The sequence below is a fragment of the Nocardia sp. NPDC050175 genome (assembly GCF_044459885.1).
GTDB lineage: Bacteria > Actinomycetota > Actinomycetes > Mycobacteriales > Mycobacteriaceae > Nocardia.
The window spans coordinates 280554-292567 of record NZ_JBITJI010000005.1; the positions used below are offsets into that span (position 1 = coordinate 280554).

Below are 12014 nucleotides of genomic sequence, written 5' to 3' on the forward strand. Positions count from 1 at the left end.
AATGACCACTCCCACCACCGAAATCACCGTCCCCGACGAGTTCAACGAGTCGAAGAAGCAGCTGGAAAGCAAGTCGGGCCGCGTCCCTCGTGGCGCGCTCGATCCCAAGATGCTGCTGACCTCGCTGCCCGACGCGGTACGCAAGCTCGACCCGCGCACCATGTGGCGCAACCCGGTGATGTTCATCGTCGAGCTCGGCGCCGTCTGGTCGACCGTGCTCGCGATCACCGATCCCACCTTCTTCGCCTGGGCGATCGTGGTGTGGCTGTGGCTCACCGTGATCTTCGCCAATCTCGCCGAAGCGGTGGCCGAGGGGCGCGGCAAGGCGCAGGCCGACACGCTACGCAAGGCCAAGACCGACACCATCGCACGGCGTCTGGTGGATTGGACGCCCGGCGGCCAGGTGGTCGAGGAGGGTGTCGCCGCACCGGAGCTACAGCGCGGCGATCATGTCGTCGTCGAGGCCGGACAGGTCGTCCCCGGTGACGGCGATGTCGTGGAAGGCATTGCCTCCGTTGACGAATCGGCGATCACCGGTGAATCCGCACCGGTGATCCGGGAATCCGGCGGTGACCGTTCCGCGGTGACCGGCGGCACCACCGTGCTGTCGGACCGGATCGTCGTCAAGATCACCCAGGAGCCCGGCAAGAGCTTCATCGACAAGATGATCGCCCTGGTCGAGGGCGCGAGCAGGCAGAAGACGCCGAACGAGATCGCGCTCAACATCCTGCTCGCCTCGCTCACCATCATCTTCGTGTTCGCGGTGGTCACGCTGCAGCCGCTGGCGATCTTCTCCAAGGCGAACAGCCCTGGCGTGCCGGATACTTCGGCGCTCGACGTCAACGGCATCACCGGCATCGTCATGGTCTCGCTGCTCGTGTGCCTCATCCCGACCACCATCGGCGCACTGCTCTCCGCGATCGGCATCGCGGGCATGGACCGGCTCGTGCAGCGCAACGTGCTCGCCATGTCCGGGCGCGCGGTCGAGGCCGCGGGCGATGTGAACACGCTACTGCTGGACAAGACCGGCACCATCACCCTCGGCAACCGGCAGGCCTCGGACTTCGTTCCGATGCCAGGCATTTCGGCCGACGAGCTGGCCGACGCGGCGCAGCTGTCCAGCCTCGCCGACGAGACGCCCGAGGGCCGCTCCATCGTGGTGTACGCCAAGCAGGCGTTCAACAAGCGTGAGCGCACGCCCGGCGAGCTCAAGGGCGCGACCTGGGTCGAGTTCACCGCGCAGACCCGGATGTCGGGTGTCGACCTGAACGACGGGCATCAGCTGCGCAAGGGCGCGGCCAGCGCGGTCATCGAATGGGTTCGCACGCAAGGGGGCAACGTGCCCAGCGAGGTCGGCGTGACCGTCGACGGCGTCTCCGCCTCCGGTGGTACGCCGCTGGTCGTCGGCGAGGTCCGGGACGGCACTGCCCGGCTGCTCGGCGTGATCCACCTCAAAGACGTTGTCAAGCAAGGCATGCGGGAGCGCTTCGACGAGATGCGCCGGATGGGCATCCGTACCGTGATGATCACCGGCGACAATCCGTTGACCGCCAAGGCGATCGCCGACGAGGCGGGCGTGGACGACTTCCTCGCCGAGGCCACGCCGGAGGACAAGCTGGCGCTGATCAAGAAGGAGCAGGACGGCGGCAGGCTGGTCGCGATGACCGGTGACGGCACCAACGACGCACCGGCGCTGGCCCAGGCCGACGTGGGTGTCGCGATGAACACCGGCACCTCCGCGGCCAAAGAAGCCGGCAACATGGTCGATCTGGATTCCGATCCGACCAAGCTGATCGAGATCGTCGAGATCGGCAAGCAGCTGCTCATCACCCGCGGTGCGCTCACCACCTTCTCGATCGCCAACGACATCGCCAAGTACTTCGCGATCCTGCCCGCGCTGTTCATCGGGCTGTTCCCCGGGCTGGACGCGCTGAACATCATGCGGCTGCACAGCCCGCAGTCGGCGATCCTGTCCGCGGTCATCTTCAACGCGATCATCATCGTCGCGCTGATCCCGCTGTCGCTGCGTGGCGTGAACTACACGCCGTCCAATGCGTCGAAGTTGTTGAGCCGCAACCTGTTGATCTACGGCCTCGGCGGCATCATCGCGCCGTTCATCGGCATCAAGATCATCGACCTCGTCGTCCAACTCCTCCCTGGGATGTCCTGACATGCAGTTTTCAACTTGGATCCGGCAGCACCTGGCCGCGTTGCGTGCGCTGCTCGTGCTCACCGTGATCACCGGAATCGTCTATCCCCTAGCGGTTTTCGCGGTCGCTCAGATACCGGGCCTGCACGACAAGGCGGACGGGTCGCTGATCAAGGTCGACGACAAGGTGGTCGGCTCCAGCCTGATCGGGCAGTCCTTCACCGACCCGGACGGCAAGGCGCTGGTGCAGTACTTCCAGAGTCGTCCGTCGGCCGCGGGCAGCAACGGTTACGACCCGATGGCCACCGCGGCCAGCAACCTCGGGCCCGAAAGCATCGTGGATACCCTCGACGCCGACCCGAAGAACGTGAAGCTGAGCCTGCTGTCCACCGTGTGCACCCGCAGCAAGGAGGTCGGCGACCGTGAGGGGGTCGACGGCGCTCGTCCGTTCTGCACCAAAGATGGTGTCGGGGCGGTGCTCTCGGTGATCGGGCCGCGCGACACCGACGGTGAGGTTTCGCATCCGACCCAGGTGGTGAGCGTCAACGAGGCATGCCCGGCGACGCCGTTCCTGACCACCTACAAGGGTGTTCAGGTCGAGTGCGCCAAGCCCGGCGAGGACTACTCGGCAGGGCGGATCGTCCCGATCTTCGGTGATGCTCCCGTCGACACCCCGGTGCCGACCGATGCGGTCACCGCCAGTGGCAGTGGGCTCGACCCGCACATCTCGCCCAGGTACGCGGACATCCAGATCGCGCGAATCGCCAAGGCGCGCAACATCTCCGTGGACCAAGTGCGTTCACTGGTGGACGCGCACACGAGCGGCCGCACCCTCGGCTTCCTCGGTGAACCGCGCGTCAACGTGGTCGAGCTGAACCTCGACCTCGACCAGCGGTACCCGTTCCGCGGCTGATCGGAAAACTCGAAGAGGGTCGGTGACACATTGTCACCGGCCCTCTCGCCATTCCCTGCCATCGAGTGGCACACCATGGCGGGCTTACTCGCGTTTTGCCGCCATCGTGTGCCGAGATTCAGGCGTCGTCCTTCTTGGGGCCGAGGGGGAACAGCGGGGCGTGCGGGACGAGGCAGAACGGGTGTCCGGCGGGGTCGAGCAGGACTCGCCAGGTGTTCGGGTCCGGTTGGACCTCGGCGAGGCGGGCACCCAGCTCGATCGCCTTCGCCTGCGCGTCGTCCAGGTCGTCGACCTTGAGCTCGAAATGGATGTTGTTCGGGGTATCACCCCCGGGCCAGGTCGGCGGACGATAGTCCGGCACCGTCAGTGCGCACAGCGACCCGCGTTCGGTGTGCACTACAGCCAAATCATCGGCACGATAAACGATCTCCCCTCCGAGCAAGGCGGCCCAGAACGCCGCCAACTCCTCCTTGTCGGCACAGTTCAAAGTGATCAGACTCAACTGAGCGATAGCCACGAAAACGATCGTACGGGCGCTGCGGAGGGGCGCGCCGCAAGGATTCGTCGTCGGGTCCGTTCGACGGACCGGCGGCGAGTGATGATTCAGTTCTCGTCGGCCGTGTGCTTCGCACGGATCGCGGCGCGGTCGGCGGCGGTGCGGGCGGCCCGACGTTCCCGGCTTTCCGCTGTACGCCTGGTCTGCGGGACGGGCGGCTCTCGCCGCCGCGGGACGGCCAGGTCCTCGTCGGTCAGGTCGATCGATCGGACGAATTGCACGAGCATCGAGACGGGCAGGACGAACACCGCCCAAAGGATGTGGTACTTGCCGCCCTCGAACACGAGGCCGAGGTAACCGGCGTACACCAGGAAGCCGACTCCGAAGACGCCGTTGGCAAACCGGGAGCCGAAGGGCAATTCCCGTGCCGCAGCGGCCAGCGCAAGCAGAACGACGCCACTGATCACAAGCAGCACCACATACGTACCGAACACGAACTCCCCCTGCGCCGTACAGGTGCACCGTACGAACACCCCCGAACGGGATGCTAACACCGCGAACGGGACATGGCGGCGGGGTTACTCGCGCTTCGGCGCCGCCATGCCCCGTTCGGGTCAGCGGTATTCGGGGTTTTGGAAGTCGAAGCGGCAGCCTGCGTCCCATTCGGAGCGTTGGTTGCCGTGGGCAGGGATTCCGTTGGCGTCCTTGAGCATTCGGGCTAGGTGCAGGAGGTTCCAAGTCATGAAGGTGGTGTTGCGGTTGGTGAAGTCGTTGGCGGGGCCGCCGGAGTCCGGGTCCAGATAGGAAGGGCCGGGGCCTACTTCGCCGATCCAGCCCGCGTCGGCTTGCGGTGGGATGGTGTAGCCGAGGTGTTGGAGGCTGTAGAGGATGTTCATGGCGCAGTGTTTGACGCCGTCCTCGTTGCCGGTGATGAGACAGCCGCCGACGCGGCCGTAGTAGGCGTATTGGCCGCGGTCGTTGAGGATCGAGGAGTTCGCGTAGAGGCGTTCGATCACCTGCTTGGTGACAGAACTGTTGTCGCCCAACCAGATCGGGCCCGCTATCACCAGGATGTCGGCGTCCATGACCTGGCGCTGTAGCGCGGGCCATTCGTCGGTGGGCCAGCCGTGTTCGGTCATGTCCGGCCAGACACCGAACGCGATGTCGTGGTCGACCGCGCGAATGTGGGAGACCTGGACACCGTTCTTCGCCATGATGTGGGCGCTGATGTCGATGAGGCCCTGGGTGTTACTCACCTCCGGCGAGCGCTTGAGGGTGCAGTTGATGAACACTGCCCGCAAGTCGTCGTAGCTGGTCACGGTGCGCTCCTTGGCGTTTCGGTACTGCGGGATCGGTGATCATCGGCGAGTCGTATCAGCGCTGCGGCGACTACCAGCGCCCAGATCAGGACGAGTGCCACGGCGAGCCCGAGGGGGTAATTCCGGTCGAGGACGGTCGGGTTGTCCGGCATGGCGTGTCCGCGATCGAGCACGGGGGCGGCGATCGCGACCAACGCCACCGTGCAGACCGCTCCGCAGGCGGTCGGGCCCCACCAGGTGCCGGGCAGGAGGTGGCGGGCGGTGGCACCAACTGCGGCGCAGAGCGGGGCGAATACCGCGTCGTGCAAGAGGATTCCGCCGGCGAACCACAGTGCGACCGACAACAGGTCGGCTCGGGGAAAGTCGAGCAACAGGGAAATCCCGTACCAGCCGAGCCACAGCCCGGCCAGTAGCAACAGGACTCGGATCGCGTTCATGAGCGTGCCTCGATCGTCGAAAGCCATTTCGTTTGCAGCACGCCGGGGCGACTCGGCGCGATGAGGCGACAGGGATAGCCGTGATCGACGTCGAGCGTCGTGCCGTTCAAGGAGAGCGCCACCAGCGTGTCCGCATCGACGACATGACGATGTGGCAGAACCGAATTCGCATAGATGCCACTGGTCTCCAACGACCGGAAGTGCACGTCGCCCCCCGGATAGGCGCCTACCGACGCGAGCAGATCACGCAGTCGAACGCCCGACCAATCAGCAGACGCACTCCACCCTTCGACACAGGCGATCGGCAGCCGAGCATGCACCTGCGGCATAGCCAGCAATTCATCCCTGGTGAAGCTGCGCCGCTGATCGCCCACCAGCACAGTCAGCCGGTAGTCGGCCGCCCGCGCCAACTCGACAACCCCCGCCGCCGTCGCCGACCTGTTGACCGGAACCCCCTGCGGCCCTTCCCCACTGCGCGGCGCGAGCACAGCCGCCCAGCGCAGAAAGGGAACGGTTTGACCGGCGACCGCCAAGGAGGCCACTCCCGCAGAGACCCACGCAGCGGTCAGCACCGTTCGCCGCGAGACGTGACGCCGCGCACCGTCGCCGCGATGGCCGACAACCCTGCCACCGCCATGACCGACCGCACTGCCACCAGCACCGGCAGCGTCTGCGTCGCTCGTCACACCGGTTTCGGCACCGGCCTTGTTATCGACACCGATGCGGTCCGAATCGATCGGACGGCTCAGTGCCTCTCTGATCACGGGCAGCTTTACCGCCAAGTGCACTGCCAGCGCTCCCGCCGCGACGAAGGCCATCGCGTAATGCGCCGGAGGGAAGAAGAACTTCCACGGGTAGTACTGGGCGATGTTCAGCAGTCCGGTCGCCAGCTCGAACACTATGGCGCCTACGAGCAGGGCGATCGATCCTCGCTCCAGCATGCGCAGCGGGGAGCCGATCACCGGGCGTTGGAACAGCTTTGGGTACACCGCCCACAGCTTCACCAGGAGCAGTGGGATCGCGGCGACGCCTGAGATGACGTGTAGCCCTTGGGTAAAGCGGTAGAGCCATACCGGGTGGACGGGCCACCAGAACCAGGTGGGTGGGTGTTGGATCCAGTGGCTCAGCAGGCCGGTGATGAAGCAGATCAGGATGGCTGATCCGAGGGCGATGCCGACACGGCTGGCCACCTCCGGGCCGCGGGCATCGGATACGTGGAACCACCGTGCCGCGGCTGCCCCTCTGCGCTCGATGGATTCGCGCACGCTCATCGGACACCTCCCGAGCTAGCCGATCGACGGCACCCAGCGCGGCGCATCACGGGATCACCGCCGTCGAAGCATGGCGGCGCAGCCAGGCGATGTGCCTGCCGCCGATCTCGGCGGTGTTCAGCACTCGAAACCCGGTGCGGTGCGCGAGTTGTTCCGCGTGATCGATACCCACCGATGCCCACGGAAACCAGGAACCGACATGTGACCGGGACTCCAGCCGGATCTGACGGGTGACCGAACCGCTACCGGGACGCGCGAATTCGACGATCGCCAGACCGTCCGGCGCGAGCAGTTCCGCGGTACGCGCAAGGATGCGCTGCGGGTCGCCACCGATCCCGATATTGCCGTCGGCCAGCAGCGCATAGGACCAGCGACCGGCTCCGGGCAACGGCCCGAACAGATCCCGGCGCAGCGCGGGCGCTCCACGAAACCTGGTGATAGCGACAGCCGTTGGCGAGATGTCCACGCCGAGCGCGAGCACCCCGCGCTGCAGCAAGGCGACAACCAATCGTCCCGGCCCACAACCGAGATCCAGCGTCGGCCCGTCACAGCAGCCGGTGAGCGCACGATCAGCACCACGATCGCCACCGGCCAGTCCGAGCCAACGCCCGGTCGGCAACCGGTGTCGAGTCCCGTCCGCCGCACGCATCCAACATCTTTCACCCGCCAACGCACGATCGAAGATGTCGAAATCCGCGCCGATCATCGCGCCACCGCCCCATACTCCCCTGTGACACGAACCCGACCCGTGAGACCGGTTGTGCCCGTGTCGCTCCACGCAGCACCAACCCGCGATCGCGATACTTGCCCTGTCCCGTAGGCGCAACAACTGCCGAATACTGAGGCGCGGATACGACCCGCGAAACCCGGTGTGCCCGTGGCATTCATCGCAGCACCAACCCGCGATCGCGTAGTTCGAGGAACGTCTCGGCGAAGCGGCCGCCGGATTCTGCTGCCACTCGGACGGCGTCTGCGAAGGTGTCGACATCGCTGAACTGCGGCAACAGATTCACCCGATAACCGCAGTCCTGCAAGGCCTTCCGGGTGAGCACGCCTGTCTGATCGGTGGACATCGGAACGTCCGCGAGTACTCGGGCGGGCTGGGCGGACGGCAGGCCGAGTGCCCACCAGCCGCCGTCGTCGGCGGGGCCGAGCAGCGCGGTGTCGCCCGACGCGAGTTCGATTGCCGCCGCCGTCAGTACCTCGGGGCCGATCTGTGGTGTATCCATGCCGATCTGCAGGACCGGGGCGCCGAGGCGGGCGGCGTCGGCGTGGGCGTTGGCGAGGCGAGCGCCGAAACCGTCGCCGCGCTGCGGGATGACCTCGAATTCACCAAGGGCGGTGGCCAATTCGTGGCTGCGCTCGGCGGCGGCCAGGTCGCCGGTGAACGCGACGACTCGATGGGAGACGTCGCTGTGCAGCACCGCGTCGAGGGTGTCGAGCAGGGCCGCGGCGGCCACCCGTGCGGCTTCCTGCGGGGTGAGCGGTGGCGTCAATCGCGTTTTGGCGAAGCCGGCGATCGGCGCCTTCGCGATCACCAACAGTGTTGCGGCACAGGGGCTCATCGCAGCACCGCCAGGAAGTCCTTGGTGGCGCGCGCGGTGCCGAGCCACGAGCCGGAGACCTTCGATACTCCCCCGGCTCGTGGTCGATAGGCGATGTCCCGCTCGACAACCTGCCAGCCCGCACCCGCCGCACCCACGAGCAGTTCGAGCGGATACCCGGAACGCAGGTGCAGAGGTCCGAGCGACAGCATTCTGGCCCGCCGCGCCACCCGCATCGCGCCGATATCGTGCACGGGCAGACCGTATTTGCGTCGTAGCCTGCGGGCGATGAGCAGATTGCCGAGCCGCGCGTGCCACGGCCAGACCCCGGCGCGGGTCGGTCGCCGCCGGCCGACCGCGAGATCGGCTCCGCCACGGATTAATTCGACCAGGCCGGGCAGTTCGGCCGGATCCATCGATCCGTCGCCGTCGAGTACCGCGACCATCTCGGTGCGCGCCGCCGCGATGCCCGCTTGGACCGCCGCGCCGTAGCCGGGTCTGCCTTCGTGCACCACCGTGGCGCCACGGGCGCGGGCAACGGCCGCCGTCTCGTCGGTCGAGCCGTTGTCCACGACCAGGGCGTGGTATCCGGCGGGAATGGCTGCTAGGACATCCGGCAACGCATCAGCTTCGTCTCGGCACGGAATCACCACAGTCACTCCGGCCGGATCAACCTGGGTTCGAGTCACGGCACCGACGCTAAGCCGTCGAACCCGCCGCACGGCCGAAAAACCTGTGACGAAACAGTGACATCGTCAAAATATGCGTCCGGAACAGCGATAACGGGCCGATGGCCGACCTATCGTGATAACCGTGCATGACGTCTCCGAGGTCGCAGCCCAGCCGCGTGTCCAGATCCGCGGCGACCTGATCAGTGCGGGCATCGCTGCCGCACTGGTAGCGACAGCGTTCATCATCCCGAGAATCGCCAACCCGCAATGGGTTAGCAAACTCTACGCGGCCAGTGCGCCGATCTTCGGTTCCTGGTTACCGCACATCGGTTGGGGCACCGGCCCCGCGATCGTCATCGCGGCACTCGTTGCCCTGCAAGGTCCAGCGCTGGCCCAGCGGTTACCGTGGCGGCGGGTGCTGGCGATGTCCTGGGTCACCTCGATCGCCTGGACGTTCGCACTGGCGATGGTCGATGGCTGGCATCGCGGCTTCACCAACCGGTTCAACGACCCCAACGAATACCTGCACGAGGTCGGCGGCGTCACCGATATCGGCGCGATGCTGCGCGGCTTCTCCGGCCGCATCCTCGATTTCCAACCGGACTCGTGGACCACCCACGTGTCCGGACATCCGCCGGGCGCGCTGCTGTTCTTCGTGCTGCTGGATCGGCTCGGTCTCGGCGGCAGTACCTGGGCGGCGTTGGCCTGCATGCTGATCGGCACCAGCGCGGTGGTCGCGGTCGCGGTCGCGCTGCGCGCGGTCGGCGCCGAGGATCGCGCGCGGGCCGCGCTCCCGTTTCTGACGCTGGCGCCCGCCGCGGTCTGGATCGCCGTCTCCGCCGACGCGATGTTCGCCGGTGTCACCGCGTGGGCGGTCGCGTTACTCGCGCTCGCCGCTCGGCCCGCGGGTAGTCACGTCGCGGCGGTCGCGGCGGGGATGCTGTTCGCCTTCGGCATCTATCTCAGTTACGGGTTGACGTTGATGGCGATACCCGCCGTAGCCGTCCTGCTGGCGGGCCGGACCATCCGGCCGCTGCTGCCCGCGGTGGCCGGTGCACTGGTGGTCGTCGCCGCCTTCACGCTGTCCGGATTCTGGTGGGTCGACGGCTATCACCTGGTCGTCGAGCGCTACTACCAGGGCGTCGCCAAGAATCGGTCGTACGCGTATTGGTGGTGGGGCAATCTGGCCGCGACAGTCTGTGCGATCGGCCTTGCGACGGCGGCGGCGCTGCATCGCGCCTTGTCCCCGCGCGTGCTGCGCGCCCTCGATCCGACGGCGCTACTGGTGGCCGCCGCCCTGTGCGCGATCCTGGCCGCGGACATCAGCGGGCTGAGTAAGGCGGAAACCGAACGCATCTGGTTACCGTTCGATATGTGGTTGCTCGCCGCGACCGCGTTCCTGCCCCGGTCCACCGCCCGCGGCTGGCTCGCGGTGCAGGGCATCGGCACGCTCGTGCTGGTCCACTCGATCCTGACGAATTGGTGAAACAATGTCTATCCTGATCGCCGACGACGACCCCGTTGTCCGGGACGTGGTCCGGCGCTACCTCGAACGCGACGGCCTGACCGTCCGCGAAACCGCCGACGGCCCAGCCACTTTGGCGGCGCTGGCGGACACCGACGACCAGATCGACCTGGCCGTGCTCGACGTGATGATGCCCGCACCGGACGGTATCGAGATCTGCCGCGCGATCCGCTCGGGGCCGCGCCCGCAGACGCCGGTCATCCTGCTCACCGCGCTCGGCGACGAGGACGACCGGGTGCTCGGGCTGGAGGCGGGCGCCGACGACTACGTCACCAAGCCGTTCAGTCCGCGCGAACTCGCGCTGCGGGTCGCGTCGGTGCTGCGGCGCGCACAGGTGGTGCGCGAGGACGCCCATCCGACGCTGCGCGACGGCGCGGTCGAGGTGCGGCCCGCCTTCCGGCTCGCGCTGGTCGACGGCGTGCCGGTGGACCTCACGCCACGCGAGTTCGATCTGCTGGTTTTCCTGCTCCAGCATCCGCAGCAGGTGTTCAGCCGCGAGCAACTGCTCGCCCAGGTGTGGGGCTGGGACTTCGGTGACCTTTCCACGGTTACCGTGCACATCAAGCGATTACGCGCGAAGCTCGGCAACCGCCACCGCATCGAGACTGTCTGGGGCCGCGGCTACGCGTGGGCGCGGACCGAACCGGGAAATGGAGCCGTCGATGCCTGAGGACACCACCCAGCTGATCCTGTACTCGCTGGCCTGCTCGGTGCCGGTGGTGTTGATCGGCGCACTGATCCTGCGCGCCACCAGCAATCGCTCGGTCACCACGAGTATGGCTGTGCTGGTGCTGATTCCGACGCTGTCCACGCTCGCGGGCATCATCGGCGTCAGCGGCTTGATGTTCACCGAGCAGCTCCAGCGCACCGCGGTGGTGCTCGGCATCGTCGCGGCGGTCACCGTGCCCGCCGCGGTCTGGCTCGGCCGGGAGCAGGCACGAAAGATGGTCTGGGAGAAGCAGATCCGCGAGCAGGAGCGGGCGTCGGAGCAGTCGCGGCGCGAGCTGGTCGCCTGGGTCAGCCACGATCTGCGCACCCCGTTGGCGGGCATTCGCGCGATGGCCGAGGCACTCTCGGACGGTGTGGTCAGCGGGCAGGCCGACGTGGCGTCCTACGCCGAGCAGATCGGCATCGAGACCAACCGGCTGTCCCGCATGGTCGACGACCTGTTCGAGATGTCCAAGATCAACGCGGGTGCGCTGCGACTCGAACTGGAACCGGTGGATCTACGCGAGCTGATCGACGAGGTGCTCGCCGCGAACCGGCCGACTGCCGAACGTGCGCAGGTCAAGCTGCGCGCGGAACAACCGGACGCCCGAATCGTGGTGGCGGCCAACGATCAGGCGCTCGGCCGGGTGCTGACCAACCTGGTGTCCAACGCCATCGCGCACACGCCGCCCGGTGGCGAGGTCGCCATCTCGGCGGGCGCCGCCGACGGTCGAGCATGGGCCCGGGTCGACGACACCGGGCCCGGCATCGCCGAGGCGGACCTGCCGCGCATCTTCGAGGTCGCCTACCGCGGCACCGCGGCCCGTTCGCCGGTCGCCGCCGACGGCGTACCCACCGGCAGCGGCATGGGATTGGCGATCGCCGCCGGTCTGGTCGAGGCCCATCGCGGCGACATCACCGCCGAGAACCGGCCTACCGGTAGCCGTTTCGAGGTTCGGCTACCACTATCCGGCAACTGAC

The 12014-nt window shown here is 67.3% G+C and carries 13 protein-coding genes; 5 read left to right on the plus strand and 8 right to left on the minus strand.

All coding sequences use genetic code 11. The features are described 5' to 3' along the window. Position 1: 1 nt before the first annotated feature. Both kdpB and ACIBK2_RS19080 read left to right on the plus strand, forming a co-directional pair. Positions 2–2170, plus strand: a complete 2169-nt coding sequence (gene kdpB, locus ACIBK2_RS19075) for a potassium-transporting ATPase subunit KdpB (RefSeq protein WP_396968851.1) — start codon at positions 2–4, stop codon at positions 2168–2170. Between the two features lies 1 nt (position 2171). Next, positions 2172–3062 (plus strand): potassium-transporting ATPase subunit C, encoded by an 891-nt coding sequence (locus ACIBK2_RS19080; RefSeq protein WP_396968852.1) that lies wholly within the window; start codon positions 2172–2174, stop codon positions 3060–3062. A 118-nt stretch (positions 3063–3180) separates the two neighbouring features. On the opposite strand, the gene ACIBK2_RS19085 is transcribed toward ACIBK2_RS19080, so the two are convergent. The 8 genes from ACIBK2_RS19085 to ACIBK2_RS19120 form a co-directional block, all read right to left on the minus strand. Beyond that, positions 3181–3579, minus strand: coding sequence for a VOC family protein (locus tag ACIBK2_RS19085; protein WP_396968853.1), 399 nt, complete (start codon positions 3577–3579; stop codon positions 3181–3183). An 86-nt stretch (positions 3580–3665) separates the two neighbouring features. Next, the gene (locus ACIBK2_RS19090; protein ID WP_396968854.1) at positions 3666–4052 is read right to left on the minus strand and encodes a hypothetical protein; all 387 of its coding nucleotides are present in this window, start codon (positions 4050–4052) and stop codon (positions 3666–3668) included. Positions 4053–4172: 120 nt separating this feature from the next. Next, complete coding sequence (locus tag ACIBK2_RS19095) at positions 4173–4877, minus strand: flavodoxin family protein (RefSeq protein WP_357378269.1); 705 nt, start codon at positions 4875–4877, stop codon at positions 4173–4175. Continuing rightward, complete coding sequence (locus tag ACIBK2_RS19100; protein WP_396968855.1) at positions 4874–5314, minus strand: hypothetical protein; 441 nt, start codon at positions 5312–5314, stop codon at positions 4874–4876. The genes ACIBK2_RS19095 and ACIBK2_RS19100 overlap by 4 nt, the downstream gene beginning before the upstream one ends. After that, positions 5311–6585 carry a molybdopterin-dependent oxidoreductase gene (locus ACIBK2_RS19105; protein WP_396968856.1) on the minus strand — a complete coding sequence of 425 codons (1275 nt, stop codon included), beginning with the start codon at positions 6583–6585 and terminating at the stop codon, positions 5311–5313. Before ACIBK2_RS19105 ends, ACIBK2_RS19100 begins: the two co-directional genes overlap by 4 nt. Positions 6586–6631: 46 nt before the next feature. Beyond that, positions 6632–7291 carry a methyltransferase domain-containing protein gene (locus tag ACIBK2_RS19110; protein WP_396968857.1) on the minus strand — a complete coding sequence of 220 codons (660 nt, stop codon included), beginning with the start codon at positions 7289–7291 and terminating at the stop codon, positions 6632–6634. Between the two features lie 178 nt (positions 7292–7469). Next, the gene (locus ACIBK2_RS19115) at positions 7470–8150 is read right to left on the minus strand and encodes a DUF2064 domain-containing protein (protein WP_396968858.1); all 681 of its coding nucleotides are present in this window, start codon (positions 8148–8150) and stop codon (positions 7470–7472) included. After that, positions 8147–8818 (minus strand): glycosyltransferase family 2 protein, encoded by a 672-nt coding sequence (locus tag ACIBK2_RS19120; RefSeq protein ID WP_396968859.1) that lies wholly within the window; start codon positions 8816–8818, stop codon positions 8147–8149. The genes ACIBK2_RS19115 and ACIBK2_RS19120 overlap by 4 nt, the downstream gene beginning before the upstream one ends. Positions 8819–8942: 124 nt before the next feature. On the opposite strand from ACIBK2_RS19120, the gene ACIBK2_RS19125 reads away from it, so the two are divergent. Genes ACIBK2_RS19125 through ACIBK2_RS19135 form a run of 3 tightly spaced genes read left to right on the plus strand, consistent with a single transcriptional unit; the run spans position 8943 to position 12013 of the window. Then, positions 8943–10286 (plus strand): hypothetical protein, encoded by a 1344-nt coding sequence (locus tag ACIBK2_RS19125; protein ID WP_396968860.1) that lies wholly within the window; start codon positions 8943–8945, stop codon positions 10284–10286. A 4-nt stretch (positions 10287–10290) separates the two neighbouring features. After that, the gene (locus tag ACIBK2_RS19130; RefSeq protein WP_396968861.1) at positions 10291–10995 is read left to right on the plus strand and encodes a response regulator transcription factor; all 705 of its coding nucleotides are present in this window, start codon (positions 10291–10293) and stop codon (positions 10993–10995) included. Continuing rightward, on the plus strand, positions 10988–12013 hold the full coding sequence (locus ACIBK2_RS19135) for a sensor histidine kinase (protein ID WP_396968862.1): 1026 nt from the start codon (positions 10988–10990) through the stop codon (positions 12011–12013). Before ACIBK2_RS19130 ends, ACIBK2_RS19135 begins: the two co-directional genes overlap by 8 nt. The last annotated feature ends 1 nt before the right edge of the window (position 12014 follow it).